Origin of the sequence: Allosphingosinicella sp. (assembly GCF_046295735.1) — a bacterium.
Lineage (GTDB): Bacteria > Pseudomonadota > Alphaproteobacteria > Sphingomonadales > Sphingomonadaceae > Allosphingosinicella.
The window spans coordinates 58,875-85,215 of sequence record NZ_JBKBMQ010000002.1; the positions used below are offsets into that span (position 1 = coordinate 58,875).

The 26,341-nt window shown below is 69.0% G+C and carries 33 protein-coding genes; 10 read left to right on the forward strand and 23 right to left on the reverse strand.

The annotated features are described in order from the left end of the window. Positions 1 to 18 precede the first annotated feature (18 nt). The gene (locus tag ACK4K7_RS02915) at positions 19 to 333 is read left to right on the forward strand and encodes a hypothetical protein (RefSeq protein ID WP_431863693.1); all 315 of its coding nucleotides are present in this window, start codon (positions 19 to 21) and stop codon (positions 331 to 333) included. 5 nt (positions 334 to 338) lie between these two features. Here ACK4K7_RS02915 and ACK4K7_RS02920 read toward each other — a convergent pair whose 3' ends face one another. Beyond that, positions 339 to 491, reverse strand: coding sequence for a hypothetical protein (locus ACK4K7_RS02920; protein WP_431863694.1), 153 nt, complete (start codon positions 489 to 491; stop codon positions 339 to 341). A gap of 120 nt (positions 492 to 611) precedes the next feature. Between ACK4K7_RS02920 and ACK4K7_RS02925 the strand changes: the two genes are divergently transcribed. Beyond that, positions 612 to 1,073, forward strand: a complete 462-nt coding sequence (locus ACK4K7_RS02925) for a hypothetical protein (protein WP_431863695.1) — start codon at positions 612 to 614, stop codon at positions 1,071 to 1,073. 89 nt (positions 1,074 to 1,162) lie between these two features. After that, complete coding sequence (locus tag ACK4K7_RS02930) at positions 1,163 to 1,585, forward strand: hypothetical protein (protein ID WP_431863696.1); 423 nt, start codon at positions 1,163 to 1,165, stop codon at positions 1,583 to 1,585. A 192-nt stretch (positions 1,586 to 1,777) separates the two neighbouring features. Here ACK4K7_RS02930 and ACK4K7_RS02935 read toward each other — a convergent pair whose 3' ends face one another. Continuing rightward, complete coding sequence (locus ACK4K7_RS02935; protein WP_431863698.1) at positions 1,778 to 2,194, reverse strand: hypothetical protein; 417 nt, start codon at positions 2,192 to 2,194, stop codon at positions 1,778 to 1,780. Positions 2,195 to 2,356: 162 nt separating this feature from the next. On the opposite strand from ACK4K7_RS02935, the gene ACK4K7_RS02940 reads away from it, so the two are divergent. Continuing rightward, positions 2,357 to 2,824: a hypothetical protein gene (locus ACK4K7_RS02940; protein ID WP_431863699.1), complete on the forward strand. Its 468-nt coding sequence runs from the start codon at positions 2,357 to 2,359 to the stop codon at positions 2,822 to 2,824. 430 nt (positions 2,825 to 3,254) lie between these two features. Here the strand turns inward: ACK4K7_RS02940 and ACK4K7_RS02945 are convergent, their stop codons facing one another. Together ACK4K7_RS02945 and ACK4K7_RS02950 are read right to left on the reverse strand one after the other, a co-directional pair. Further along, complete coding sequence (locus tag ACK4K7_RS02945) at positions 3,255 to 3,803, reverse strand: SHOCT domain-containing protein (RefSeq protein WP_431863700.1); 549 nt, start codon at positions 3,801 to 3,803, stop codon at positions 3,255 to 3,257. Positions 3,804 to 3,891: 88 nt separating this feature from the next. After that, complete coding sequence (locus ACK4K7_RS02950; RefSeq protein ID WP_431863702.1) at positions 3,892 to 4,110, reverse strand: hypothetical protein; 219 nt, start codon at positions 4,108 to 4,110, stop codon at positions 3,892 to 3,894. 27 nt (positions 4,111 to 4,137) lie between these two features. Between ACK4K7_RS02950 and ACK4K7_RS02955 the strand changes: the two genes are divergently transcribed. Genes ACK4K7_RS02955 through ACK4K7_RS02965 form a run of 3 tightly spaced genes read left to right on the forward strand, consistent with a single transcriptional unit; the run spans position 4,138 to position 4,718 of the window. Further along, positions 4,138 to 4,278, forward strand: coding sequence for a hypothetical protein (locus ACK4K7_RS02955; protein WP_431863703.1), 141 nt, complete (start codon positions 4,138 to 4,140; stop codon positions 4,276 to 4,278). Further along, the gene (locus ACK4K7_RS02960) at positions 4,275 to 4,469 is read left to right on the forward strand and encodes a hypothetical protein (RefSeq protein ID WP_431863704.1); all 195 of its coding nucleotides are present in this window, start codon (positions 4,275 to 4,277) and stop codon (positions 4,467 to 4,469) included. The genes ACK4K7_RS02955 and ACK4K7_RS02960 overlap by 4 nt, the downstream gene beginning before the upstream one ends. 51 nt (positions 4,470 to 4,520) lie before the next feature. Next, positions 4,521 to 4,718, forward strand: a complete 198-nt coding sequence (locus tag ACK4K7_RS02965; protein ID WP_431863705.1) for a hypothetical protein — start codon at positions 4,521 to 4,523, stop codon at positions 4,716 to 4,718. Here the strand turns inward: ACK4K7_RS02965 and ACK4K7_RS02970 are convergent. Further along, the gene (locus ACK4K7_RS02970) at positions 4,713 to 6,116 is read right to left on the reverse strand and encodes a hypothetical protein (protein ID WP_431863706.1); all 1,404 of its coding nucleotides are present in this window, start codon (positions 6,114 to 6,116) and stop codon (positions 4,713 to 4,715) included. The two genes, ACK4K7_RS02965 and ACK4K7_RS02970, sit on opposite strands and share 6 nt — an antisense overlap. Positions 6,117 to 6,211: 95 nt before the next feature. Between ACK4K7_RS02970 and ACK4K7_RS02975 the strand changes: the two genes are divergently transcribed. Further along, positions 6,212 to 6,703, forward strand: a complete 492-nt coding sequence (locus ACK4K7_RS02975) for a thermonuclease family protein (RefSeq protein ID WP_431863707.1) — start codon at positions 6,212 to 6,214, stop codon at positions 6,701 to 6,703. 122 nt (positions 6,704 to 6,825) lie between these two features. Here ACK4K7_RS02975 and ACK4K7_RS02980 read toward each other — a convergent pair whose 3' ends face one another. From ACK4K7_RS02980 to ACK4K7_RS02990, 3 genes are read right to left on the reverse strand one after another with little or no spacing between them, the layout of a single operon-like run. After that, complete coding sequence (locus ACK4K7_RS02980; protein WP_431863708.1) at positions 6,826 to 7,197, reverse strand: hypothetical protein; 372 nt, start codon at positions 7,195 to 7,197, stop codon at positions 6,826 to 6,828. Then, positions 7,194 to 7,859 carry a glycosyl hydrolase 108 family protein gene (locus ACK4K7_RS02985; RefSeq protein ID WP_431863709.1) on the reverse strand — a complete coding sequence of 222 codons (666 nt, stop codon included), beginning with the start codon at positions 7,857 to 7,859 and terminating at the stop codon, positions 7,194 to 7,196. The genes ACK4K7_RS02980 and ACK4K7_RS02985 overlap by 4 nt, the downstream gene beginning before the upstream one ends. A gap of 21 nt (positions 7,860 to 7,880) precedes the next feature. Beyond that, positions 7,881 to 8,324, reverse strand: coding sequence for a hypothetical protein (locus ACK4K7_RS02990; protein ID WP_431863710.1), 444 nt, complete (start codon positions 8,322 to 8,324; stop codon positions 7,881 to 7,883). Positions 8,325 to 8,457: 133 nt separating this feature from the next. Here ACK4K7_RS02990 and ACK4K7_RS02995 point away from each other — a divergent pair, with 133 nt between their 5' ends. Then, a complete protein-coding gene (locus tag ACK4K7_RS02995) occupies positions 8,458 to 8,904 on the forward strand; it encodes a hypothetical protein (RefSeq protein WP_431863711.1) in 447 nt (148 codons plus the stop codon). 50 nt (positions 8,905 to 8,954) lie between these two features. Next, entirely contained in the window at positions 8,955 to 10,481 is a 1,527-nt protein-coding gene (locus tag ACK4K7_RS03000) for a hypothetical protein (protein WP_431863712.1), read from the forward strand. A 3-nt stretch (positions 10,482 to 10,484) separates the two neighbouring features. On the opposite strand, the gene ACK4K7_RS03005 is transcribed toward ACK4K7_RS03000, so the two are convergent. The 15 genes from ACK4K7_RS03005 to ACK4K7_RS03075 all read right to left on the reverse strand — a co-directional run bounded on the left by ACK4K7_RS03005 (position 10,485) and on the right by ACK4K7_RS03075 (position 26,331). Beyond that, positions 10,485 to 13,052 carry a hypothetical protein gene (locus ACK4K7_RS03005; RefSeq protein WP_431863713.1) on the reverse strand — a complete coding sequence of 856 codons (2,568 nt, stop codon included), beginning with the start codon at positions 13,050 to 13,052 and terminating at the stop codon, positions 10,485 to 10,487. After that, positions 13,045 to 13,410, reverse strand: a complete 366-nt coding sequence (locus tag ACK4K7_RS03010) for a hypothetical protein (protein WP_431863714.1) — start codon at positions 13,408 to 13,410, stop codon at positions 13,045 to 13,047. The genes ACK4K7_RS03005 and ACK4K7_RS03010 overlap by 8 nt, the downstream gene beginning before the upstream one ends. Positions 13,411 to 13,426: 16 nt before the next feature. After that, complete coding sequence (locus ACK4K7_RS03015; protein ID WP_431863715.1) at positions 13,427 to 15,664, reverse strand: phage tail protein; 2,238 nt, start codon at positions 15,662 to 15,664, stop codon at positions 13,427 to 13,429. Continuing rightward, on the reverse strand, positions 15,661 to 16,092 hold the full coding sequence (locus ACK4K7_RS03020) for a DUF6950 family protein (protein WP_431863716.1): 432 nt from the start codon (positions 16,090 to 16,092) through the stop codon (positions 15,661 to 15,663). Before ACK4K7_RS03020 ends, ACK4K7_RS03015 begins: the two co-directional genes overlap by 4 nt. Further along, positions 16,074 to 16,724 carry a hypothetical protein gene (locus ACK4K7_RS03025; protein ID WP_431863717.1) on the reverse strand — a complete coding sequence of 217 codons (651 nt, stop codon included), beginning with the start codon at positions 16,722 to 16,724 and terminating at the stop codon, positions 16,074 to 16,076. Before ACK4K7_RS03025 ends, ACK4K7_RS03020 begins: the two co-directional genes overlap by 19 nt. Continuing rightward, the gene (locus ACK4K7_RS03030; RefSeq protein WP_431863719.1) at positions 16,721 to 17,410 is read right to left on the reverse strand and encodes a hypothetical protein; all 690 of its coding nucleotides are present in this window, start codon (positions 17,408 to 17,410) and stop codon (positions 16,721 to 16,723) included. The genes ACK4K7_RS03025 and ACK4K7_RS03030 overlap by 4 nt, the downstream gene beginning before the upstream one ends. Next, the gene (locus tag ACK4K7_RS03035; protein WP_431863720.1) at positions 17,407 to 20,466 is read right to left on the reverse strand and encodes a hypothetical protein; all 3,060 of its coding nucleotides are present in this window, start codon (positions 20,464 to 20,466) and stop codon (positions 17,407 to 17,409) included. Before ACK4K7_RS03035 ends, ACK4K7_RS03030 begins: the two co-directional genes overlap by 4 nt. Positions 20,467 to 20,471: 5 nt before the next feature. Continuing rightward, complete coding sequence (locus ACK4K7_RS03040) at positions 20,472 to 20,630, reverse strand: DUF7697 family protein (protein WP_431863721.1); 159 nt, start codon at positions 20,628 to 20,630, stop codon at positions 20,472 to 20,474. A 35-nt stretch (positions 20,631 to 20,665) separates the two neighbouring features. After that, on the reverse strand, positions 20,666 to 21,235 hold the full coding sequence (locus ACK4K7_RS03045; protein ID WP_431863722.1) for a hypothetical protein: 570 nt from the start codon (positions 21,233 to 21,235) through the stop codon (positions 20,666 to 20,668). 23 nt (positions 21,236 to 21,258) lie between these two features. Next, positions 21,259 to 22,209 (reverse strand): phage tail tube protein, encoded by a 951-nt coding sequence (locus ACK4K7_RS03050; RefSeq protein WP_431863723.1) that lies wholly within the window; start codon positions 22,207 to 22,209, stop codon positions 21,259 to 21,261. 66 nt (positions 22,210 to 22,275) lie between these two features. Beyond that, a complete protein-coding gene (locus ACK4K7_RS03055) occupies positions 22,276 to 22,728 on the reverse strand; it encodes a hypothetical protein (RefSeq protein WP_431863724.1) in 453 nt (150 codons plus the stop codon). Between the two features lie 10 nt (positions 22,729 to 22,738). Then, positions 22,739 to 23,371, reverse strand: coding sequence for a DUF6441 family protein (locus ACK4K7_RS03060; RefSeq protein ID WP_431863725.1), 633 nt, complete (start codon positions 23,369 to 23,371; stop codon positions 22,739 to 22,741). A 19-nt stretch (positions 23,372 to 23,390) separates the two neighbouring features. Beyond that, on the reverse strand, positions 23,391 to 23,747 hold the full coding sequence (locus ACK4K7_RS03065) for a head-tail joining protein (RefSeq protein ID WP_431863726.1): 357 nt from the start codon (positions 23,745 to 23,747) through the stop codon (positions 23,391 to 23,393). Positions 23,748 to 23,769: 22 nt separating this feature from the next. After that, positions 23,770 to 24,117, reverse strand: coding sequence for a DUF2190 family protein (locus ACK4K7_RS03070; protein ID WP_431863727.1), 348 nt, complete (start codon positions 24,115 to 24,117; stop codon positions 23,770 to 23,772). Positions 24,118 to 24,255: 138 nt separating this feature from the next. Next, entirely contained in the window at positions 24,256 to 26,331 is a 2,076-nt protein-coding gene (locus ACK4K7_RS03075) for a prohead protease/major capsid protein fusion protein (RefSeq protein ID WP_431863728.1), read from the reverse strand. Between the last annotated feature and the right edge of the window lie 10 nt (positions 26,332 to 26,341).

The window sequence follows — 26,341 nt, forward strand, 5'->3', positions numbered from 1 at the left end:
AAGCGGAAGGGCAGGGACATGGCGGCTTTGATGGCGATGCTGCTGGCGGCGGCGACGCCTCCGGGCCAGGCGGCTCAGGCGGCCCCGGCGGCCGTGGAGGCGGACGAGATCGTCGTGCGCGCCGTGCGCCGGCGCTGTCAGGTCGAAGCCGCCAATCGCGTTCTGTCCGACCGCGAGTTCGACGCGCGCGCCGCGGAATGGGCGGCCGGCCGCCCGGTCCGCGTCTACGCGCCCTTGTCGTCCGACTATAAATGCCTCGCCCGCATCGCCTTCCGCCTCAACGACCGCGGCGTCCGCCTCATCCACTTCGTCGACCGCCCCTCGGACGAATAAGGGGCTCAGCCGGTGGTCGCGCCGCAGTCGCGCTGGAACATCACCGCGCTGCGCTGCCCGTCCGGCGCATCGGCCCGTCCGACGACCTGGTTCGCACAACCGTCCGAACAGCCGCCCAGAGCCATGCATCCCGCCACCAAAGCCGCAGCCCGCAACATGGCCCCACGACTAACCTGCCCGCGGCCACGGTCAACCCGCACATATGTGCCGGCCAATCGCCGTCCGCCGCGGAAATCCGCCGCTGGCGTTCCGGCACCGGTCGGCTATGGTCCCGTGCCATGTCGCGTGCTTTCAGTCTCATCGTGCTGGCTTCGTTTCTCGCCTTGGGATGCACGTCGCCACGCGCGCAGACGCGCATGACGCCGCCTCCGGAGGAGCTGGCGGTTCAGCTGCACGACGCGATCTGGAGAGACATTCTTTCCAACGCCTGGATCGGGAACGGCAACGAACTCGCGGCGCGGTGGGCCAATGCCAGGCGTGAGGGGGAAGAGGCTCCGTCGCTCTACATCCAGAACCTGCTTTGCGTCGGCGATGTGGCCCGGCTTCGTTGCCGGTTCGGCCTCTTCCGGGAGGGCGGCGTCGCAAACTATCTCGGCCGGCCCGCTCCCGAGCGGCTGGCCTGCGCCGCGAACTTCCTTCGCTTCGAAGACGAGGAGGGCGAGGGCTGGCGTATCCCTCGTCTCCCGCCGCGCCGGGGCGGCCACAGCCGGATCACCATCGCATGCCGGCCCGCGCCCTGAACGTCGTCGGACCGACACGGCCCGACCGCCGTGCCGACGATGGCTAGCGACCGTGCGCTCGCCCCGTCGCAATCTCGCAAAGGACCCTGATGGACCGTCTGATCTGCACATATGTCCATGCCGCCGACCACGACGACGATTTCGGCTGGCTCGCGTTTGAAGTGATCACCCACGACTTCTCGGCACGCAGCGGCTTCTGGGTCCACTGGCGGGACGTGGCGGACTTCGCGGCCGATCTTTCGCGCTATCCGATCGCGCCGGACGATCCGGTGCGGGCGCGGTGGGGCTTCGAAACGCTGCAGGGCGACGACCTGATCCTCGGCCTCGAGATCGCCGCGGCGAACCGGAGGGGCGGCCTGGTCGCCCGGGTCGAGGTGGCGGACCACCTGTGTCCGCGGCACAGGCTGCGAACCTCCTTCGCCACCAGCTACGCCGCGGTGGCCGCCTTCGCCGCCGCGCTCTCGGCCGTCGTGGCCAGGACGGCCGACGCGGCGGTGCTCTCCGGCGAGTGATCCTGCCGCGTCAGGCCAGTTTCCGGTCGCCGATGTGGCGAGGAACGGCAGCAGGCGCGGCGGGACGCTTCCCGTCGCGGCGTCGACCGGGCCGTACGCCGGCATCCCGGCCACATCCCCGCAACGCGGCGGAAGAGGCATCGCCCCGCGCCTGACGCCCCGGCGTTGCCGATTCGAACCGCGCGCCTCGCGTCAGGCGGGCTCTTCTTCGTCCAGGAGCTGGGAAGCCGGCGCCCGGTCCGCGCTCTCCCGCGGCGCGGCGGCCGGCCAATAGCGTGTGCCCACCAGCGTGGTCACCCAGATCAGCAGTGCGACGGACAGCCGCTGCATGTCCTCGGGCAATCGCAGGGTCGGCGACCAGATGGTTCCCGCCAGCAGCGCCGCGAGGACGATCCCCGTGCTGAGGATCGTCGCTTTGCGCTCCGAATAGGCGACGACGAAGATCGAGGACACGGCGGCGACCAGGACGATGATGATCATCGCATATCTCTCGAGCGGCATCTCGCTCATCGCGCCCAGGCTCGCGCCCAGAAGGGCGCTGAAGAAGAGGTTGATCGCCGTCATGGCCGCGCGGCGCTCGGATGCGGAATAGGTGAACAGAGCCTTCAACCACGCCTCCCCTCGGGCGATCCGCGGCCAGGCCCCCGGCGCGTCCCACCCCGTCCCGATGCATAGCGGAGGTTCCACGCCTCCGCCATGGGGCGCCGCCTGGCCCATCGACGCCCGCCTTCCGCCGTTGCGGACATGCTCCCCATCTGACATGCTCCCGCGATGAACGGTCTCAAAGTCCTGGCGGCGGCGGTCGCTTTCTTCTGCTCGCCGGCACTCGCGCAGGATCCGGAAATCCGGACGCTGCAGGTGCAATCATATTTCGGCGCGACGGACGACTGGCCCCTCGATCCCTCGACATCCCTCATCGACATCCAGCGGATGCGAGACAGCGCCTATGGCTTCTGCCTGGTCGAAAAAGGCGGGAGTCCGGATTGCCTGTATGAACAGGATCATTCCCTGTTCGAATATGTGCGATCGTTCGGCCTGGTTCGCATCTTCCGGGGTCAGAGCAGCCCCACCTTTGCCTTCGCCGCAGCTCATAAGAGTGACCCTTCGGCGTTCGACCTTGTCCGAAGCTATTGCGAGTCGATCTATATCGATCACGGCTCCCGCGACGCGCGGATATTGGGTCCCTGCATGATGGCGGGACTGGGCGGCGACTTCTTCGGCATCGTGCCCGTTCCCTGACCCGCGCGCCCCAGCGCCCCCCGAAAATAGGGAAAGTCCCCACTTTTTCGGGCGGCGAGCGAAAATAGGGACGGTCCCCCCTGGGCGCTCCCCCGGCGAGATTCCGCTTTCCTACAGGCGAACCGATATGGTTCAAGAGGCGAATGCGCGCGACTCAGCTCCCAACCGGACGGCACTTGCCTCCCGCTGCCGGCACGTCGTCGCGCGGGTGGGACGCCGCGCCACCCCAGGCAGGGCTGTTGATCGACCCCCTCGATCAATATCCGGCCATTGATCGACGGGATTTTTCGCGCACGCCGAACCTTCCTGAACTTCCGCGTTGGGGAAGCCACGGGCGCGATGCTGGCCGGGGGTCAGGCGGGTGGTGCCGGCTGTCAGGCTCGGCCACGAACATACGTTGATGCGGATCGCCGTCTAGCGAGAGCAGATCTCAACGAGCGAGGAGCCGAGCCTTTTGAGTTTCGAACTCTGCCTGAGTGATGATGCCTCTGTCCCGCAGTTCGGCGAGCTTTTCCAGCTCACTGGCAACGCTCACCGGCCCTGTCGAGGACCCCGGTACCACAGGAGAAATCGCAATCAATTCGGGGTTGGGGGGCGGCCCGCCTCCTTCATCGCAGGAGGAGATGGTGTTCGCCACCATGCCAGTTGTGACGGTCCCATTGGCAGCAGCCATGATCCAGAATGGCTGGGCACCGACGTACCCCCCCAAGCGATTCTTCGCGTTTATGCTTCCACACGCGATCCAGCCGTGGGTCCGCCGACCAATTAGCGGCTTCGCATAGCCCCACCTAAAGCCGCTTGACCAAGTGATCTGCGCGCTAGCGGGATCGAACAGCGCGCCAGTTATCTCGGCCACACCAAGGGAGCGCACCGCTGCCCAATCTGGGTGATCTGCCGGCTCCGGCGGCGCCGCCCTTTCCCTAGCAACCGCAGGTGACGACGCCATCAAGAGACAGCCAATTAGCAGTGCAGCACGCATGATTCCCCCCCATCCAGACGACATCACCGAAGTTAGACATGAGATTTACGGCACAAGCAAGAAGAGGCCGGGGATGGGGAGCCCCGAGCTATCCCTGAATTGGCGTAGGGCCGGTGCCGACGTCCCAGAAAGGGGGCTTTCCCGCCACCTCGACGTAGATGCGGAGGCGGCGCCAGGCGGGGTGATCGGCGATCATCACCGCGAGCGCGCCCTGGTCCTTCGCGCGGACCGCGCGCAGCAGGGTCCGCAGCAGCTCGTGCTTCTCCTCCTCGCTCAACAGGCGCATGTTCGGCGGCGAATCGATCATCCGCCAACTGGAACAGGACGGGAACACATGGCAAGGAAGTATGAGGTGAGCGGCACCGACGCGGAGGGGGACCGCTGGACCTTCACCACCGAGAGCCGGGAGCGCGCCGAGGACGTGCACGCGCAGATGCGCGAGGACCTGCAGGACGTGGAGCTGAAGGAGCGGTGAGGGACGTCGCCGAGTATCTGCGGCGGCTCGGGCTCGGCGAGGCGGCCGAGGACGCGGCGGCGCTGAAGCTGGCCGAGGCGATCCTGCTGGCGGAGCGGGAGCGGACGGCGCGGCTGCTGCGCGCACGCGACATGGAGGAGGCAGCCGGCGCGATCGAGCGGGCCGAGCACTGGTTGCCTGACGAAATATGACTCGACTCCCAGTAAATCTACGGTACGACTCCCTCAACGGAGGGGGTCGCTATGCCGATCTATTCATTCAGGATTGTCACCAATGATGGCGCCCGCGGAGGGCAGGACCTCGGCTTCTACAACGACGATGCCGCGATCGGCTACGCCAGGAAGCTTGCCTATGGGGCAAAGGTCGAAGTGGTGCGCGAGACCGCGACGGTCGCGGTCGTCGACGAGCAGGGCGCCAGCCGCGCGGCACCTGCGCTATAGAAGCTGCGGCGCCGCGCTGTTCACGACGTCGACCAGCTCTCTGCCACCCTCGGCCCGGATCTGCAGTCTCGCCGGGCCGGCATTCTGAAGACGAAGCGGCCGCGTCACGCCGCTCACATCCCGAAAATTCATCTGTGCCTCGATGCGCGGAGCTGGAGCCCCGGCGCCGGGTCCGCCGATGATCGCGGCCCAGCTCCGCATCAACGGGGCCGTGCCGCGAAAACCGTTTACCGTCACGTCCTCGATCCGGCTGCCACCGCCCACATAGATGGCGCGCACGGCCGCGTGCCGCTGCGCCGGGCCGGAGGCTTCCGCCACGCACCGGCTGAACAGATGGTCGCGTTGGAACGCGCCGCCGGCGGGGCCTCCGAGGCCGGTCACCTGGGCGAAGCTGTAGCCATAACCTGAATAGCGCCGAACGGTGTTGCCGATGCACCTGTTGCCCCGGCCATTGGCGCCGTGCCGGTCCAGCGCCACTCCCCGGCCGGTCTGCCCGATTCCGCTCGACGTGTCCTCGACGAGCACATTCTCCACCGTGTTGAACGATCCCCGCGTCTTCACCCCGTAGCCGCGCGTGCGGCGGTGCTCCCCGCCGGTCACCGTCCATCCTTCTCCCGACGAGATGTAGATCCCGTTGTCCTTGGTGAAGGTGGAGCTGCCGCCCACCGCGCGGCCTCCAGTCGATCCGCGCTGGGCCAGCAGCAACTGCCCGCACTGGCGGGCGTGACATTCCTCGATCAGTGGGGCCCGACCCCCGTCGATCCTGATCGCCGGGCAGTAGCGCCCCAGCGGCGGCCCGTCGCCGTCGTCGGCGGAGAAAAAACCGGTGAAGCGCACGTTCCGCACCACGGGCGACGCGCAATCCTCCAGCGTCACCAGGTTGCGCGCCGCGGCGCCGTCGCGGCTGCGGGTGCCGATCAACCCGTCGATCTCCACATTGCCGCCCTGGAACAGCAGTGCCGGCCAGATCGAGGCGGAATAAGGCGGGTCGCGGCCGTCATGCTGGGCGAGGCTCGCGAGCGCCCAGCGCCAGAACTCGGCCTCGGTCTCCCATCCCTGGAAGGCCAGGGGACCGGCGAAGCGCACGTCACAATCGACGAAGGTCACCCAAGGCCCAATCAGGCCGCGCGCGGCGCGCACCACTCCGCCGGCCGCCTCCACCACGACCCGCGCGCGTTCGATCCGGACAGGCTCCGCGACGTCGAGCAACGTACCCGCGGCGATCCTCAGCGGCTGCCCGGACGAGGCGGCATGGCGGACCGCCTCCCCAAAGCTGTTGTTCCCCGCCGACGCGTTCCAGCCGTTGGCCGGGCGCCCGCCACCAAGCATCGACGAACCGAGCAGGCCGCAGCCTGCCAAGCCGCCGAGCATCTGACGTCGGGAGAGGAGGGGGCTCATTGCGGCGCGAACTTACCGCAAAGCGGGCAACGCCGCCATGCGGTCGTCGATTTGCTCTCACCGTGCTAGACACGGATGCGCCGAGGAGAGAACGGATGAGGGACAAGCGCGGACGCCCGTCGCCGCGGGAATGGATGTGGGGCCTGTTCGGGGGCGCGGTGATCGTGCTGCTCGCGCTCGGATTCTTGTGGCCGCATCTGGCACCGGCGGCCGAGCCGGCGACCACCTTCACCTGCACCGCCACCAGCGTGCACGACGGCGACGGGCCGATCCGGTGCCGCGAAGCGGGCGCGGACGGCAAGCCGATCCGGGTGCGCCTGTCCGGCATCGCCGCCCGCGAGCTGGATGACAGCTGCTCCCCCGGCCACCCGTGCCCGCGCGCGTCGGGCGCGGAAGCCAAGGCGTCGCTGGAGCGGCTCGCGCTGGGGCAGAAGCTGCGCTGCGAACAGGTCGGCACCAGCTACGGCCGCGCCGTCGCCTTCTGCCGCACGCCCGCCGGCGACGATCTCAGCTGCGCGCAGATCCGCGCCAGGGTCGCGAAGCGGTGGGCGCGGCACGATCCGGACGGGCGACTCGCCCGCTGCTGATCACCCCCGCCGCGCGCGGTCGATCAGGACGGCGGCGGCGATGAGGATCAGCGCCAGGCCCACGGCGGCGCACCACAGCAGCCCGATCGCGCCGCGGCGGAGGCGGCGCATATGCCGGCCGCTCACTCCTCTCGTCCTCGCGGATCGCCACCGGGCGGGGAGACCGGCACCCGGTCCTCGTCGTCGTTGACGACGTGCACGTCCTGCGGCCCGGGCGGCGACGATCGCGCCAACTGGTCGGCCATGCGTCGCTGCTGCTGCGCGTCGATCACCTTCTGGACGACCAGCAGCAGGCCGGTGATCGCGGAGGCGAACAGCTCGCCCGCGCCCGCCGGCATACCGCCCTTGATCACGACCGCTCCGAGGATGAAGCCGATGATGACGAGCGCGATCGCCGCGATGGTGAACAGCCAGAAGCGGTCGCACACCCCGCGCACCGCCCGCACCGTGGCGCCGGCCGCCGCCGCGACCGCGCGGCTCACCCGGCCGCTCATGCCTGGCCGATCCGGTGGGCGAACCAGCCGTAGACGAAGCTGCGGTTCAGCGGGCGCCCTTCGACGAGCTCGATGTAGCGGACGCCCTGCAGGCAATCGAGCGCCGCGACCAGAACGGCTTCGCCTTCACGGCCGCGCAGGCGCTTGAACTCGCCCACGGCCGTTTCGGTGCGGGGTCCGATCCGCCCGTCCACCGCCACCGTCTCGCCGAGAAAGGCGTTCAGCGCCCGCTGCAGGAATTGCGCGGCGACCCGCTGCCCCATGTTGATCCCGGTGTCGAACAGCTCGGCGCCCACGCGCGGATAGAGCGCGCCGATCCGGTCGAAGCCCGGCGCCGTCCAGTAGAGCTTGCGGTAGATCGCCCTCGCCGTCGCCAGCGGGAGGTTGCGCATCGGGCCGTCATAGCCGTTGGCGCGGGCGACGGCGACGGTGATCCCCCAATTGGTCTCCCCGCCGCGGTCGTGGGGATGGTTCACGTAGCCGCCCTCCCGCTTGATCACGTCGTCGATCAGCTGCTCGATGTCGCTGGCGCGCATCGCCAGCGACGGCGCCTTGCCGTTCAGCGCAGCCTCAATGGCGGCGACGGTCGCCGGTCCCACCACACCGTCCGGCCGCGCGCCGACGCGCGCCTGCAGCCGACGGATCGCGTCGGTGATGCTCATCCTTCTTCTCCTTTTTGGGGGTCAGTCGATCTTGTGGAGTTGGTCCATCAGGCCCACCATCGGCGGCGGGGTGAGGGGGCTGATCGGGAACACCGCCTTCAGCATCTCCTCGGCCTGCTTCAATGCCGGGTTCTCGGGCTCGCGCAGCCGCAGCGGCGCGGCGATCAGTTCGAACGCGATGCGCAGCGCCGCATTCTCACGGTGGAGCTGGGCATAGGCCACCTCCAGCCTTCCCTGCCGGTCCTCAAGGCGCTGGCTGCGCTCGGCCTCTTCCGCGTCGAGCCGCCGCTCGCGCGCGTCCAGCTCCTCGTGCCAGCGCTGCAGCTTGGCGGAACGCGCCTCCGCCCGCCGCTCGCGCCAGCTCACCAGCCAGCGGACGCCGCCGCCCAACAGGGCCAGCACGGTGACGATCCCGGCGAACACGCCGCCGACCTCCCCGGGCGAGGGGGAGCCAGGAAGATGCATCGGCGGTCCTTTCAAGGGCTTGGCGAGCGGTTGCAAATCGGCGACAAAGCGGGTCCGGCCGCCCTGTAGCAATGGCCGGAGGGCTGGAGCCCTTCCTCAATCCGGGGCTCCAGCCCTTCTTTGGGAGAGCGAGATGAGCCGCCGCAGGTCGAGACGAACGAATATACCGACGCGGGCGCTGATCGTAGGCGGCATCATCGTTGCCGCGTTCGCGATGTACGCCCTCGTCGGCCTCCGTCCGACGGCCGTTCATAAGATCCAGGCCATCGAGGTGGTCGAGGCCACGGACGATCCGGACCTCTCCGACACTCGGTTCGAAGAAGACCGCCGCATCGCCTGCGGCCAACGCTACACCGGTGATGAACAGGCCCAGCAGGCCTGCCGGCGTATCGCAACCGCCAGCTTCCGCGAATTTCGCGAGGCCTGGAACACCTTCGCGAGCGACCGGCAGGTGCGGCTAGGGCTTCTCTCCTGCATTCGTCGGCACACATCGAGCTATGCTCGCGGCGCCACCAACCTAAGCGCAGTCAACTGGGCCAATGCCAATATGTGCGCCCAATCTCTGGTATCTGCGGGATAGCCTCCCTGCTCAGCCGGTGCTAGAAAACTCGGCAACGGCGGGGACTGACCATGGAAACTTATTCAAGCCTGCCAGCGACTTTGGTGGGGATCGCGGTTGCCGCCGCCATCTTCTGCGCCCGTTTCGCGGCGCCCTTCGAAGATGAGGACCATCAGCAGCGCTACCTCTGGTCCGGCTTCGCCGGCATCCTCTCCTGGCCGGCGCTCGTCTTCCTTGCCGCCAGCCTGCCGAACGATGTCCTGAAGGACCTGCTGGCGCCGCTCTACCTCGGCCAGGTCGCGTTGCTGGTGTATCTCTTCTCCCGCGTCACCCGGGGCCGGATCGCCGACTTCATCAAGCCGTCGATGCTCGGCCTGATCTACATCGGCATTTCGGTCGGGCTCGGCGCCTTCATGTATTCGATCGAGGCGGTGGTGAGGTCTCGCGACCTCGCCGACTACATGTCCTGGTACCATATGGCGGAGGTCTATTCCGCTGTCAGCGGCTCCTTCCTCATCATGTTCCTCATCTCCCTGTGGCCGCCGCGCGCAACGTTCGGGCCGCCGCCGACGGAGAGCCAGCCGAAGGGCTATTACACCGCAGGCGTACTGACGGTGCTGCTCTTCGCCAGCCTGCCGATCGACCACCCGCTGATGGCGGTGCCCTGGGCCGTGCTCGCCTGCTCGACCTTCTTCATCGTGTTCCGCAACAAGTTCAAATGGCGCTGGCTGGTCGTCGCTCTCATCGTCGGCGTCATGGCCGCCTTCGCCTACGATTCGAAGCGCAACGCCATCTTCCTTCTGCTGCCGGCGCTCCTCCTCGAGGCGCGCTACGGCTCCGCCCGCCTGAACTGGCGGTGGGTGCGCATCGGTGTGCCGATGGCGTTCGTCGTCGGCTTCCTCATCATCACCATGTCGCTCATCCGCATGCCGAACGCCCAGCGGAGCTTCACGGAGGCCGCCGCCGAAGTGCCGACCTATGCCGCCGATCCGAAGAACCTCGCCCTGATCAGCAACCATTTCGAGCTGGGCTACATGTTCTTCCACACCCACAATTCCGTCCAGGCTTCGCTCCAGATCGATCGGCTCAACGCCCACGGGCTCACCTATCTGAAGGCGCTGTTCGTTCCGGTGCCCTTCGGCGACAAGCCGCCCTCCTATATCGATCTCTACACCCGCTGGGCCGAATACGACTTCCGGGAGCGCGGCGGGTCGTGGATGGCCTCTGCCCTTGGTGAGCCGTTCTGGAACTTCGGCATCTGGGGCTTTGCCATGCTGGCGCTCGTGATCGGGCTCCTCGATTGGGTCTACAAGCACCTCCTTCGCAACATCGGCCGCAACATCGCCGTCAGCGGCCTGGCGCTGGCGATGATCACCTTCATTCTCCAGCTGCTGCGCGGCTCCGGTTTCGACATCTACGTCGCTTATTCGATGGTCGCCGCGGGCGTCGCCATCGTCGTCGCCATGGTCGCGATGACGACCGGTGGCATGGCGATCAGCAGGAAGCGCTACACTTACATGCCAAGGAGCGAGGTGCGGGTGCGCACCCCTCCGGCTCCGGATTCTCCCGGCGCCCGCATACGGCCCGCTGGAGCCTGATCCCTACTGCTGGCAGAAATAGCGAACGGCGAACCTCCGGCTGCTCCCGCTGTTGTTCTTGATGTTCAGCTGGTTCGTGCCGACCCACGCCCGGAAATTTCCAGTGGCCGGTTCTGACGTGTTACCGAGCCCCCATTCGCTGCCGAGGTGGATCGGCACCGTCCCCGATGATCCGGCCCAGAACTCCGCGCCACCGTTCTGGTTGATAGCGCAGGATATTTCCACCTTGCATGCGGTACCCGCCAGCGGGAGGGATACGGTCGCCGTCGCGGCGGCCGAGATGGTCAGCGTATTCACCACCGCCTGCTCCGAGCTGCGGGAGGGCGCAGCGTCTGCCGCGCTCCTCATCGGCGGACCCGAAGCCCCGCTGCGCCAGATCTGCTTGCGGCGAAGGCCGGAGCCGACGCCTGCCGAAGCCGTGGCGTCGTCGAGGAAGCCGATATTGCCACGGGAGCTGATCGCCGCGAGCGTTACGAGCCCGGTGATGTTGTCGCGGGCGACATGCACCTCTTCCGTTCCGCCATAGATATTGCTCTCGATCTCCACGAGGCCAAACCTTGGAGTGGCGCCCGTGCCGGCCCCGCCTGACACAACCGTCACCAATGTCCGCGCATCGGTTGCATTGGCGGTGATGCCGAGCGCGATCTTCCGGAAGAAGTTGCGCGCCACCCGCAGGAAGTTGGTGTCACCAAAGGTGAGGAAGCGCACCGGCTCGGCCACCTCGCCGAACACGCGGTTCTTCTCCACTTCGATGTAGCGATAGGCGCCGCCGTTCGGGGAGTTCTGGACCAGGCGAGGCAGCACCAGCCCGTCCGCGACGTGAACGACATTCTCCTCCACCACGATGGTGGGGTTCACCGTCGCGGAGCCGGTGGCTTGCACGAAGGCGGAGGGCAGCACGTTCTGCCCGCCGCTGTAGTGCGCTTCGTTGCGGCGAACGAAGCCGTCGCCACGCTGGATGCCGAACGACGCCGGCTTCTCGATCGCGGTCGTGGTGCCGACATCCCGCACAAGCTGGTTTTCCTCGATGACCGTGGTCTTGATCTGGGTTTTGACCTCGCGGCCCCGGCAGTTCTTGAACTTCACGCCCCTGACGATCGCCACCGCCGGATAGGGAGTTGCGTTGTCGGGCTGTAGAGCAGTGAGGCGGATTCCGTCCTGATCCTGGATGACGCTCGGGTCGTCGCAGTAGACATCCTCGACCGTGCCGCCCTCGATGTGCTGGTACTCCGCGTAACCCCCCGCCGAGGAGGCAACTGTCGTGAAGCCATGCGCGCCGACGCTTCCTTCCGAAACCCCGGCGGCTGCCACATGGATATTGCTCAGTCGAAGGTCGAAGCACTCGATCCGGCTGAAGGCTCCCCTGATGCGAACGCCATCCCCATAGCTGTCGTCGCCGGACAGGCGGTGCGTATTGCGCGCCCCGAACCCTCTTGTCTCCAGCACACTCAGATTGGCGGGCGTATGGGCGGCGGTATTCTCGATCTCCCAGCCGCAGCCGCACTTGTTGTCGGCGTCCACCTCGATCCCGTGGATCGTGACGCGCCGACCGGTCACATTTACCCGAATGATCGCGCGTGGCACCCGGGCAGCGCCGGCATAGCGGATGATCGTGCCGTCGCCCCTCCAGTCGATGTCGGACCCGTGCTCGGTGGCGCGGGCGATCGGTCGGTCGACCAGGTAGACGGCCGGCTTCTTCTTGAACAGTAGCGGCCGCCCCGACCACATCGCCGCTTCCAGCGCGTTGGTGCTGGCGGTGAGAGCGGCGCCGGACAGCGGGCCGGAGCGGACCCCCAGCAGCTCCACCGGAACGCCCTGATCCTCCAGCGTCGCGGCGGAGAGAAGGGTGTCGAGCAGGACGGCGTTGCCCGCCACCTTTCGGTAAAGCTCGATCCCGTTCGATCCACCCACCCAGAAGGTGGCGTCGTTGACCACTGCCGCGTTGCCGGCCGCAACCGTACCGTACACGTTCGGGGCGGTGAGGGACGCTGCCTGAGCCACGTCCCGCGCCGTCTCGGCCGCGATGCGCGCCTGCACCGCCCCGCCGGCCGCCGTCTGGCTGTCGTTGCGGTAGCCGAGCGTCACGTCCCTCGCGGTCAGGGTCGCGTCGCGATAGCCGAGCGTCACGTCTCGTGCTGCGGTCGCGATGTCCCGTGCCGTGATTGCCGCTTCACGCGCCGCCTCGGCTTGAGCGACGACCGGGTTCAGCGTGATCAGAAGCTCGTCGCGCCGAATATTGAGGGCGTTGAGGTTCAGGTCACGCTGAAAGTTGAGAGCGTAGATATTCTCCTCGAGCCGGAAGTTGAGGGCGCCGAGCGAATATTCCCGGGCATTAGCGATAAGGGCCACCGACAGGTTGTAGCTTTCGGTGATCGCCCCAAGTGCCTGATCGCGCGCCGGCACGAGATTCACGTTGATCGCCGCGAGGATCGCTTCGCCGTCGGGCATGGCGGGCGTAGCGCCACCGATGCCCAATCGACGCACCTGGTCGGCAAAGCTCTCACCCCGCACGCCCGTGTGCCGGACCTGGAACCGATCCTCGCCGTTCCAGATCTGGTCGAAATTATCCATTGGTCGGCCCCTCGGTCACGGTCAGCTCGATATCTTCGATCCACGCCTTTGCGCCGCCGGGCTGCGTGGCGAGGATGTCGCCGAACAGGACGAACTTGCCGGACGTGTCGGTGAAGGACTGCAGCGCACCCGGCGTCACGTTGATCGAATATTCGCCGGTGATGCTGTCGAGGATGTAGAAGCCGAGCGCGGCTTCGTTGGCCGCCATGTTCAATTGGATGTCGATGGTGCCCCGGCGCCGGGTGAGCGCCATCGCGAATGTCCAACCGGTGATGTTGACGACATGCCCCGCTGCGTCACGCAGGGTCACGATCGCCCGATAGCCCACGCTCCTGCGGGCACGAAGCCGCCTTGCCATTGTCTTTCCTTCTGCCTCAGGGTTGGCTGGTACCGTCGCCGCCGCCATAGCCGCCGCCGCCCGGCGGCGCGGTCTGGTCGCTTCCTCCGGGCGGAGGAACGAAGACGGTCCGCTTCATGTCGTGACGGAACGGGTGCGCGTTGCTGTTGATCGAATCGCCGAAGACTGTGGTCGCCTGATAATCGGGCGTCTGATCGGCCAGCGTCGGATCGTCGTAGAACAAATAATAGGTGCCGGGCGCCACCGGCGAGATCAGGCCGCCGAAGAGGTAGAGCCGGTCGCCGCGATCGGGGTAGTCGCGGAAATGATCGCCGATCACGATCTCGCCGACGCCGCCGACGTTGCGGCCCGTCACCGTCAGCCCGGCGGGATAGGAACCGCGGATGAGATTCTGATAGTGGCCGGCGGTCAGCAGCGCGCCCACCGTCACAGGGCCCAATATCCGCCGCGGCGTCGGCTCGCCGTCGATCAGGTAGGACACGGCGGCATAATAGGTCCCGCCGCTCGCCACCGCCACGATCTCGCGCCGCTTCACGTCGGGCGCGGCGAGCTCGGTTCCGATCCAGTCGGTAACCGCCGCCGGATCGGTGACCCCGTCGTCCCGCCAATATTCGAACCGAATCGCCGCGGCGTAGCGATCGTCGGCGGCGCCCGCGATCACCAACGCGGGGAGCGACGGGTAGTTGGCGCCGAGCGTCAGCGTCTCGGCCGAGAGCGTCCACGCCCCGGCGCCGGGAGCCGACAGGCCCGGCCGCGGCGTCGGCGTCGCCGGGCTCGCTTCGTCCGGCAGGAAGGCGCCGTCGGAATAGACGCTGGCCGTGATCCGCCGCAGTCGCAGGCGGCTGTGCCAGCGTGCGTCGAGCCCATAGGCTTCGGCGCGGAACGTACGCGCCTCGCCGCCGAACCGCCGCGCCGACGTCCAGACGATCCAGTCCCCTTCCTCGAGGTAGGCGAAGCGCGGCCCCAGCGTGATCGTGGCCCGGTCCCACAGCCGGCCGAGCCGTCGCCAGATTTCACCGACCCGGCCAGCCTGCGCGGCCCAGCGGACGAACTGCAGCAGGACCGTCTCCTCGCGCGGGCCGCCGTCCGACAGCACGTCGGCGATCTCGCGCCGCAGCGGCGCCGCATGCTCCATCCAGCCCTGCGCCGGTTCGACATAGCGGGGAACGACGGTGTTCACCCATTCCTTGTCCGCTTCCGACAGGAAGTCGGAATGCTCCACCTGGCTGCCGACCAGCAGGTCGGCGTCGGTGATCCACGCCACCGGCGCCTTGGCCTGGCCGGGCTCGATCTCCACGCTGCCTTCGGGCTGGATGATGATGCCGGCGCAGGCGGCGGCGAAGCGCTCCTCCACCGCCAGATAGGTCTCGTTGGCATAGATCCGCCCGCCGACGCGGTAGCGCGGCTCGCCGGCCACCAGCTCGTCGCAGAGATTGGCCGCCGCGAACACATTCTCCGGCGGCGCCTCCTCGGCCGTCAGGCCGCGCCCCACCAGCAGCATGTCGGGATCGTTCACCCGGTCGCAGGCATAGATGCCGCGCACCCAGGCGTAGCGACAGACGATCGGGTTCTCGCTCCACTCCCACGTCGCCGGGAGGTGACGGCGGTGCGCACCCGATCCTCCGGGAAGGCTGCCGTCCTTGCGGGGATCGTAGCATAATGCGCCCTTCACCACCCATTTGAAGCGCGGGCGGCCGCCGGGCCAGACCGGGTTCTTCGCATCCGCCGCATCGGCCTTGTAGGCGACGACGACGGCTGAGATGCCGGCAAGATTGTCGCTGGCGGCCCAGCCGCCTTGCGTCGTCACCACCGACGGCATCGCCTGATGCTCGGTCCCCGGCAGCCACCAGACCATCAGCTGGCCGTTATAGCCGGCGACCGCCCCGTCGCCGGCGAACGCCACATATTCGTCGTTGACGAAGAAGCCGGCGAGGGCGGCGCAGCGATGATCCGCCAACCGGATCACCATCACTTCCCAGTCGGTGCCGTGCTTCCCGCCATAGTTGAACGCGTCGACCAGGTCGCCGCCCGTCGCCGCTTCGCCGACGATCGCGCAGCGCGGACGCTCGCCGATCTGCAGAGCCAGCTCGGCGGCCTGCCGCTCCTGCTGGCCGCCCTTGGGCATCAGCAGCGCGTTGAGCGCCATCGCGCCGACGAGCGCGGCGGTGATCCAGACCGGGATGGCGACGAACGGCGCGATGATCGACACCGCCACGGCGGCGACGCTGAGGACGACCCCGACCGCCTTGCTCATGGCCGCGCCACCGCCGACCAGGCCTTGACCATCGCCGCGCGCGGTTCCCGCACCAGCCCGTTCTCGCCGGGCCCGACCAGCGTCGTTCCCTCGACGATCATCAGGCGCAGCCCAAGCCGATCGTCCGGCGCGCCCGCCACGTCGCCGCGCATCGCCTGCGCCGGCGCCACGGGCGCGAGCGCGCGATCGAGCGCGGCCTCGATCCCGCCGCGCCGCTTCAGCACCCGGGCGGCGCCCAGCGCCGTCGACCAGCGGTGCCGGCCGATCAGGCTCGCGAGGCTCCGGCCGGTCTGGACGCGGACCGCCTGCGCGGCGAAGGAGACGCAGTCGTTGCGCGAGCGGCCCCAGGCAAAAGGCATGGCGGCCCGCGCCTCCAGGAAGGCGAGCAGGGCGTCGAGATCGCGGCGCATCAGCGGTGCTGCGTCCAAAAGCCGTGCTCGTCGATTCCGGAGCCGAAGCCGCCGCCACCGCCGCCGCCCAGCGCCGCTCCGGCGCGGGCGGGGCGGAGGCCACCCCAATAGAGCATCTTTTCCCCGGCGTGGCTGACGCTGCGGAACGATCCGTCGGTCGGCTTCACCAGCCGCTGGTCGGCGTCGGTCGCCATCCTGCCGCCCCGGCGGCCGAGGCCGCGCGCGGCGGTTTCCACGCTCACCTGGATCGAGGCCGCGCCGCCTATCGTCTCGACCGTGCGCACCTGGTCGATCCGCCCGCGGCTGAACACGTTGGCGCCGAGCAGGGTCCGGCCGTCGCCGGAGAAGATCATCCGCCAGATGACGGCGGGCGCTCGGCGGACCTCTTCCGCGTCGAGCAGGTCGATCACTTCGGGCTCGATGCCGGACAGAGTGAGCGTCACGCCCTGCGCCGCGCCGCCGATCGCGCCGGAGCTGACCTGTGCCAGGCCGCGGTCGCCGATCCCCTGATAGGTTTCTCCGCCGATATCGATCGGCCCGTAGCCGCCCCAGACGCGGATCGGCGGATCGCAGTGGATCGCGACTGCGCCGGTCACGATCGCGTCGCCCCGCGCCAGCGCGGCCAAAGCGGCGGGAGCGATCAGCTTCATGCCCGGAGATCCTGCAAGGCGACGATGCGGCCGCCGCCGATGGCGAGCCGGCGGTCGATGCTCCCCAGCTTCGTCTCGCCCGACACCAGCGCCATGACGCAGGACGGCCTGTCGAGATGCGCGATCGCACCCGCCGGCACCAGCGGCGGCAGCGGCGGTTCGACGATGCCCGTCCAGGTGCCGGCGGCATTGGCGACGCCGGGCCCCCGCAGCCGCGCCACCGTCCGCCGCACCATGTTGCCGGCGGGCAGCCCGGCGGCGTCCCAACGGAGGCCGACATAATCGCCGGTCGACAGGAGGAGCCCGGCGGGGAGGCCGGTCAGCGTCAGATGCGCCTCGCCGTCCGCGTCGATCGTCTGCGACCAGCTGGCGGCTACGCCATCGAACGGCGTGCCGTCGACGTTGGTCGTGCGGCTGAAGCCGTCGCGATAGTGCTTCGGGAAGGGGCGGCCGAGATCGTAGCCGAGGAAGCGCCGCTGCGATCCGCGCATGCCGATATGCCAGGCGCGCCAGGCGTCGGAAGCGTCGGCGCCCATCCGCCCGAGCGTCCAGACGGCGAACCAAAGCGGAAAACCCGCCTGCACGCCGCCGAGATAGCCGCCGGCCTCCGGCGCGGAATAATCGACGCGCTGCGGCTCGAACTCCTGCCCCGACGCACCCTTGGCCGGCATCTGGTAGAGTTTCATGCGGCGGTCCGGATCAGGTTGCGGTCGCGGGCGTCCGACCAGACGGCGACGATCCGGCTCGGCAGCTCCTCCTTCAGCTGGCGAACCTCGGCGGTGAGCGCGGCCAGCTGCGCCGGATCGGCGCCGTCGGCGGAGATCGGCATATAGAGGCTGACCGGCGGCAGCGCCGACCCGCCCGCCATCATCCGGCGCGTGTCGGCCGCGGTGCGGACGCGGGCGCCGCGCGGCACCTCCATCAGCTCGGCGCCATTCTCGCCCACCAATGCCATCCCGCCGGGGGCGTGGAGAGTGCCGAGCGCGAAGGCGCCGGGATTGGCGGCCATCATCCCGCGCACCGCGCCCTGGAGGCCGCCGCCGCGCACGGCGCCTAGCACGCCCTGCAGCGTCGGCAGGTTCGATCCGAACAGCATGTTCTTCAGCGGATTGGCGGCGCCGAGACGGACGAAGTCGGAGATGAGGTCGTTGAGGATGCGTTTCCCCATGCTGCCCCAATCCTTCCAGTTGTCGACGTTCAGCACGGTGTCGACGAAATTGGCGCCGGTGGAGCGGAGTTCGTCCCAGTTCGCCGCCTGCTCGGTGATGCGGCGGTTCATCTCCTCCATCGCTTCGGCCTTGGCGAGGATGCCGGCGATCTGGTCGGCATATTCGGGGCCGAGGTCGCGGTTGAGCCGCAGCTCCAGCTCCAGCAGGCGGAGGCTGCTCTGGCGCTGATTGTCGTTGGCGGCGACCAGCTCGAGCTCCCGCCGCGCCAGCGCCATCGACTCTTCATGGTCGCGGTTGAGCCGCGCGACGAGATCGGCGCGCTGCAGGGCGATGTCGAGACGCGCTTCCTCCACCCGCAGCTCGACATGATGATCCCGATCCTCGGCGCTCCACCCGGCGCGGCGGGCTTCCTCGGCGGCCTGGCGGCGGGCCAGTTCCAGTGCCTGCCGCTCCGGATCGCCCGCCAGGCCGATCAGGGCGCGCATGTCGGCAGTGCGTGCGCCCAGCGCCTTCGCCGCCTCGATCGCGCCGGAGCGGGCCTCCTCGCGGCGCGCATCGGCCATCGCGCCGCGATAGGCTTCGATGACGCGGGTGAGGGCGGCATAGGCATCGCCCTGCGCCAGCGCCTGCAGGCGGATCAGCGGGCGAATGGCGAGCTCCTCCTCGAGCGCCTGCTGAAGCGAGGGATAGACGGCGTTGGTGCTCGCGATCCGCTCGTTCACGTCGGCGCGCGCCTCGATCTCGTCGCGCAGCTGCGCGACCGCCTTGGCGCCGCCGACGACGCCTTCGGCGATGTCGAGGTTCAGCTGGCGGCGGATCTGCTGCTCGACCGAGATGCCGCGCCGCGTGGCGTCGGTGGCGCCCTTGCGCATCGCTTCGGCGCGCATCGCCGCCTCGCCGCCCTGCAGATAGGCGTTGGCCAGCGCGATCGCGCCGGCGGTGTTCACCTCCATCGCCTCGGCCTGGCGGCGCAGCGATTCCTCGCGGCTGCGCCCGCGGCCGCGCTCGGCGGCCTGCGCCTCGTTCACCGCGCGCTCGGCCGCCGCCACCCGGCTCGTATATTCATCTTCGGAGATGATGCCGCGCTGCAGCTGCTGCCACGCCTCCTCGCGAACGAGGGTGAGGCGCGCCTGCGCCCGTTCCGATTCCTTCAGCGCGCCGGTGAGGCGGGCCTGCGCGTCCAGCATGGTGCGGTTGATCGCGTCGCGGCCCTTGCCGGTCAGCTCGTTGTAGCGCTGGAGCGCTCCGGGCTCCTCGCGCAGCAGGCCGATCTCGGCCCGCCGCTCCTGCGATCCGCGATAGAGGTTCTCCGCCTCGGCCGCGAGGTTGCTCACCTGCACGCGCAGGTCGCGAAGCTCGGGCCGGCGCTGCGCCAGCTCGCCAAGCGCGCGATCGAGGTCGCGGATGCCGCCGCCCTGCCGGAGGATCGCCTGCAGGTCAGGATCGAGAGCCCCTTGTCCCCGTTCTGTGACGGTGCGACCGAGCAGGGGGTTCACAATCTCCCCTTCGGTGAGATTGCCGTTGAACATCCTGGCTCGAAGCTCGGTGGTGATCTCGCCGCGGATTTCTCGAACCCGCTTGCGCGCCTGATCGATCTCGCCCTCGCGCTTCAGGATCGCATTCTCGCGAAGCACCTGGTTCTGGAGGATGATGCGGCCCGTCAGCAGGTCGACGAAGCGGGCGATCTCGACATTGGCGTTGCCGAAGTCGATCGTCGCCTTGGTGGCCTTCTCGGCCTCCTCCCGGCTCGACATATACTTGCCGATGAGCACGCCGAGCAGCGCCGCGCCGGCGCTGATCGCGACGCCCCAGGGGCCGGTAAGGAAGGCGGCAAGGTCCTTCTTCTGGCCGAGCACCCGCTGGCCGGCCGAGCCGAGATCGTTGACGCGGCGGCCGAACGCCTCGACCGGATTGGTGCCGCGCGCGAGGTCCTGGATGAACTGGCTGATCGAACTGCCGAGGCTGCGATAGCCCTGCCTTGCCTGACCGCTCATTTCCGCCTGCTGCTTCAGCGCCTCGGCCTGCTCGATCACCGCGTTGGTGGCGAGCTCGGTCAGCCGCTGCGCCTCGCTCTCGCTGATCACCTTCGCGTCGAGCAACTCGGCGATGTCGGCGAGCGCGGACGCATAGTCGCGCTGCACCACCGCCACCTTGTCGTAGCGGTCCTCTAGCCGCTGCAGCACCAGCGCATAGGCGCCGGCATTCTCGCCCGCCGCCTCGAAGCCTTCCTGCGCCTCGTCCATGGCGGCGCGGAGCGCCTCCCGCATCTGGGGATCGACCTCCACCGCGAACATCTTCGAAAAGACCTCGCCGGCCTTCTCCGCTTCCTGCTCGACCTCGGCGATCATCTGCCGGGCTTCGGTCACCAGCTCCGGCGACAGCTCCACCGCGGTCATCTTCGCGATCGCGGCCGCGACCTTCTCGGCCTGGTCCTCGACGGCCCGGCCCTGCTTGTCGAAGCTGTCGCCCAGGCGCGCGGCCGCGCTCTCGCCGGCCTGCCCGATCTGGGCGAACGTGTTGACGACTTCCGCCGCACCTTCGGTGCTCAAACGGATGCGAACGCCTTCGGACATGGGGGTCAGCTTTCCTCGTGCGGATCGTCGTCATCGTCGTGGAGCGCGGCCATGATGGCCGCTTCGGCGGCGGGCAGGACTTCGGCGAGCAGCTGCGCGTCGACGCCGAGCGCCGCGCCCATCTGCATCACCGCGCCGAAATCGAGCCCCGCGGGCATCCCCATGCCGCCGAAGCGGAGCTGAGTGCCGCAGGAGCGGATCAGCTCCCAGACTTCTTCCGCCGCCTCGGTGCGGGGCTCTTGGACGCGGTAGGGGCATCCGTCGCATCGTTCGGCGGCGGCGGTTCCGTATCCGCAGCTGAGCCGGCAATATCCGCCGCCTGCGTCCCCGCCTCCCCAGTGCCACTCGGCGAGGCGGGCGAGCCGTTTTTTTCCGCTTCCCGGTCGGCCCAGGGTTTCACGTACTTCTCGTCGGCGAGCTCGAACAGACGATCGTCGGCGAGAAGCCAGTCCATCGCCTCCGGGGTGAAGGGCAGGGGGTTGCCGTCCTGATCGCCCACGCCGTCCCAGTTGCGCGCGCCGAGCCGGATCAGCTCGACGCTGATCGCGTCGCCCGCGTCGGCCAGCAGGTCCAAGTCCCCCGCCGCCGCGTCGGCGCCGGCGGCGATCAGGATCTTGCGGGCGGCGGTGTGGGCGCGCCGGCGCATCGCGCGGGTGATCGGCGCGAATTCGATGCGAAGCGCCGGACGTGCCGGTTCGTCGCCTTCCGCCGGAACCGCTTCCAGCAGGGTGATCCACTCCGGACCGGGCGGGGGAGCAACAACGTGCATGATCGACCCTTTCGTCGCGCCGCTCAGTAAGCGGCGATGTCGTTGATGAGCGTGGCGGTGAGGACGTGGCCGTCAGCGCCGGACGCCTGCAGCTGGAACGTGGCCTGGATGCCGTTCGGACCGCTGATCGGCGTCTTCGGGCGCGGCAGGAACACGCGCTCGTTTTCGAAGACGAGGCTGTGCGGCCCCTTCGACCAGCCGAAGCTGAGCGCCACCGGCTCGCCCGACACCGCCTTGTCGAACAGGCTCTGGCCGGCGAAGCGAACGGTGATGCTGCTGCTCGACCCGGACATGCCGGGATCCGCATCCTCGATTTCGCCGTCGGGCCGGATCGTCTCGACGGGATCGAGATTGTTCGAATAGCCGAACTCCGCCGACACCACGTTGCCGAGCAGCACGCCGTTCTGGCGCACCTCGCCGGTCGCCTGCGCGAAGCGCTCCACGTCGATGGGCTGCGGCGTGCCGGCGGCGCTCGCGGCCGCCACCGTTTCGCCCTTGGCGATCAGGCCGAGCGTGGCGTTGAGCAGGCCCCGGCGGCTCATGCCGATGCGCAGCGTGTTGCCGCGCACGCCATAGTTCATCCCGAACTTCTGGGCGGCGGGCAGAGCGAGCTCGATCGACATCGAAGGAAGCTGGTCGGCGCCGGAGGTGAAGACATGTTCGTACATGTCGTCCGGCAGCGCCGACGTGTCGGGCGCGCCGAACAGCAGCTTCAGCCAGTGGCCAAAGCCGCGCACGTCCACCGGCACCACATGGTCGCCGGCATTGTTGATGACGTCCGGCGACGGGTCATAGGGCTCGCGCCCCTGGCCGAGCAGGTCGCTTTCGATCAGCCCCTGTTCCGCCCCCAGCATGGAGGAGACGAAGGGCAGACGGATGTAATTGCCGCCGGGCGAGGCGCCGTAGGTCTCTTCGAACTTGACGTGCTGGAACGCGCCCGAGCCGCGGGCTCGGCGCTTCGGGGGAACGGCCATCTTGCTTCTCCTTGGTTCGGCCGATCAGGCCTTCTTCGGGCCCCGTCGAAGTAGTACTTCGACGGGTTACGCCAGTGGATCTTCGGTCGAGTAGTTGGCGACGACGGGAACCACTGCCCAGTTGCCGGTGGCGAGCCCCTCGACGGTGCGGTCGTTCCGGTCGGGAGATTCTCCCTGCAGCCAGTCGACCAGCCCGCCGAGCGTACGGTCGCCGGCGATCGCCTCGCCGAGGCGCTTGATCATCGCGTCGAGCGCGGGCCCGCCTTCGCCCTTCGGGTCGATCAGCTCCAGATACATGCGGTGGCTGTAGTGGAAGGTGAGCGGCGAGAGATCGACCTCCGGTTCACCGGGCTCGCCGGGATGACCGATCACGGTGCCGCCCGCGTCGTTCTTCCGCGGCTTCGACGTGTCGCGATCGAAGCCGCGCACATGCGCGGTCGGGAGAGCCGTCTCCACCAGCGCCTTCAGCGCCAGCACGACCTGCATCTGCTTCGTCGGCTGTTCGGTCGGCTCCGGCACCGGCAGGCTCCTATCGTTGCGGCCAGCGCCGCCGCACCAGCGCCGGCACCTGCGCGCCCCAGCGGCGGGCGGGGCCTTCCAGGTCCAGCAGCTTCCGGCCCTGGACCGAGCGGGTGAGCACGAACATCAGCACCGGCTTGGCGGCACTGCCTTGCCTGCCCCGGCGACGGTCCGCCGGGAGGAAGCCCTTGCCGCTTCGGGGCTGAAAGAGGTTCAGGAAGGCGAGGAAATTGCCGTTGTTGCCCTTGCGGACGTAGAGGTCGGCGTTGAAGTGGCGCTCCACTTCCTCAGGCGTCATCCGCGCATTGTTGCCGCGCCGGTTCTTGTTCGACTTCGGAACCGCGTCGGTCGGTATCCAGAGGAAGTTCGATCCGTTCACGGGCCGGATGATCGCGCCGGTGGCGAACAGGCTGATGATCTTCGGCGCCTTCGACCAGACGAAGGCGGCGGGCTCCAGGCTGAAGCGTGCCTGAGGATAGGTCCGGCCCTGCCAGGTGCCGGCCAGGCGGTTGCCGAGGCCGGCGGCCCGCACCTGGGCGCGATATTCCTCCTTCAGGCCCTGCGTCGCGTCGTCCATGCCGAGCGACATCGCCTGCGCGATGTCGCTGAGGCCGCCGCGGAGCACCTGCGCGACCCCGCTCATCCGCGCGCGAGGGCGCACCTCACTCCTCCGGCGGCGGCGGCGGCGGCGGCAGAGGCGCGGGTTCGACCGTGCAGGTCCACACCCGCTTCCGGTCGAGCATCGGCTCGCCGACCACCGCGAAGCGCCGCTCCGGATCGGGAGCGCCGGCTTCGTCCAGCAGCTGGACGATCTGCCCTTCCTCCGGCGACGCCACCTCGGCCCGTCTGACGCGGACGAAGCGGGCCGTGGCGATGCTGGCGCCGTAATCGAAGCCGGCATTCACGTCCCGCTCGCGCGCGATCACCCGGACGATGCCGACCCCTTCCCAGTCCGCATTCTCGCCGTGCACGCGAAGCACCGCCTCCAGGAGGCGAGCGGCACGCGCGGCGGCGGACATGGGGGCGGGGCCGGCAGGCGCGTCAGATGGTGGGGACGAGGCGGATCAGGCCTTTGGCGGCGCCGCTCGCCGGGGCGGTATAGCCCTCGGGAACGACGGCATAGCCGGCCTTGGTGTTGCCGGACGCCGTCTTGGTGAAGGCCGATCCGTCGGCGAGGAGGTAGAGGGCGTCGCCCTCGGCCCAGGCCGCGCCGGTCGCCTTGTCGACCTCGTAGACGCCTTCGACCCAGCCGGCGAAACGCTCGCCCTCGGCGGCGTCGGTCGCGGGCATCACGATGGCGGCGCCGATCTTCACGGCCTTGCCGGCGGTCACGCCCCCTGCGGGCGCGGTCCAGTCGAGGGACACGCCCTCCTGCACGAAATTCTTCATGGTCGTTCTCCTGCCCGGCTCCTGCGCGGGACGCTGCTGCAATCGTGGGGGAAACTGCCGCCGCGCCTCCGGGGGGGGATGGAGGCGCGGCGGACCGCCTCAGCCCGCAGCGGCGGGCTCAGGCGGATGGCGAGTGGGTCAGGCCGGAGCCGCGCCCGGGTTGCGATAGGCGCCGCGATAGTCGATCGCGTCGACGTAGAAGTCGTAGGTGACGCGGTACTGCATACCGTCCACGCTGAACGATTCCTTCGACATCAGGCGCGGCCCCGGCGCGCTTTCGAGCGAGCCGAACACCCACACCGGAGCGACCGCCGGATCGGCGTAGAGTTCGTAGCTGAAGTCGCCGATCGAACCCTCGGCCACCACGTCGAGCTTGCCCGAGAACGGGTTGACGTTGCCGACCTGCTGCGGGACGAGCGGCGAGGTCAGCTGCTCGGCCAGCGTCTCGGTGTCCGGGCCCACGAGCAGGATCCGGGGCGCCAGGTTCATCACCTGACCTTCCAGGTTCTTCTGCTTGCGGATCGCGGCGCGGCCGGCGCTGATCAGCGGGACCGACATCGACCCGCCCGCGGCTGCTAGGTTGCCGTGATCGGCATGGAACACCGTCTTGCCGTCGGCAAGCTTCGGACCGAGGCCGCCATTCTGGTTCTTCACCGAGTAGAAATAGGCGTTCTCGAACTGGGCGATCATAACGCCGATCGAACCGAACACCTCGTCGAAGGCGCCGATATCGTCGTTGACGATCGCCTGACGGGTGAGGATCAGGCGGCGACCGAACGAGCCGAGCTGCACGGTTTCCTTGCCCTCGCCGATCGTGCCGACCTTGATCTCGCCGTCCTCGAGGTACGGCTTCAGGGTCGGGAAATCACCGACCCGCAACAGGCTCGTCGGGCGGAAGTCCCGAAGGTTCCGGCGACGGGCGATTGCGGTGAACGTCGGCGCGGCGGCCTGATAGCGCTCCAGCAGGATGCGCTGGCCGGCCTGCTCCATGATCAGCGGGAAGTCCGACGTGGCGTGCGCCGCGCGCAGGATCACGTCGGGATCGCGCTCGGTGGCCGAGACGTTGGCGCGGGCGCGCGCCAGGTCGAGCAGGCTGAGGTGCATGAAGTCGCGCGACCCCTGCTCCTGGTCGGTGAGGCTGCGGCCGAGCGTGCGCGCCACCAGGGCGGTGACGATCGCGCCGCGCGACGCTTCCTCGTTCGACGGCCCGGCGTCGGTCCGCGCGCCGCCCTGCGCCGGCGCGGTGGCGGCCCGCTGCGCCTCGGCCGCGGCCTGCAGCAGCGCCGAGCGGGCGGCTTCGACACCGATCTCGCCGCGGTCGTTCTGCTGGATCAGCTCGTTGGCGCGGGTGACCAGCGCGTCGCCACCGAGGCTGCGGGCCTGATCGACGAACGCGACGGCGTCGCCACCGGCGAAGCGGGTGACGGTCGGCGCGCTGGGGCCCGGAGCCGCGGGAGCCGGCTGCCCGCCGGCCTCCGCGCGGCTGTCGGCGCCGGCGGCGGGAGCAGCGGGAGCCGCGGGCGCGGCGGCGGCGGGGGCAGGCGCAGCCGCGCCGCCCGCATTCTGACGGATCAGCATTTCATCTTCCTCTTCGGTTGCGCCGGGTGCGGATTGCCCGCCTGCTGAGCGAACCCCGGCGTTCGCGTCTGCGGGTACTGGTACCAGACTGACCTCCAGCAGCTCCCAGGCCGCCGCGCGCCACGTCTCGTGTTTCTCATCGTCTGACCGGACGATTTCCCAAGTGGTGACCTTGTAGCCGATCGAGACGCCGCGCAGCTCGCCGCGCGACACCATCCCCTCGACCTCGCGGGCCCTTTCGGTCTCGCCGAAGTGGAGAACTCCAACGAGTTTGCCGTTCTCGATCCGGACGTTCGAAACGCCGCCGAGCACGGCACCGGCCTCCCACTGGTTGTGGGCGTCGAGCAGCGGCACCAAGCCACTGGCGACGCGGGAGAGGTCGATCGCTTGGGCGTCAATCACCAACTCCTCGGTGAAGAAACGTCGCCGAACGGCGGTGCCTGCTGAAAGCACGGCCTCCACCGTTCGTGCTTCGGCGTCGTAGCTCGACGCATTGAAGCCTGCGAAACGGGTGCCTTGAAATCCCACCATGGGTTGACGGCGCTCGGTTTCCGCCGCCTCAGCGGCCGCCGCGTTGCGGACGAGCATCGTCGAGGCGAGCGGCCCGAAGGCCGCCGCCGTCCTGATCGCCTTCATGTCTGTCTCC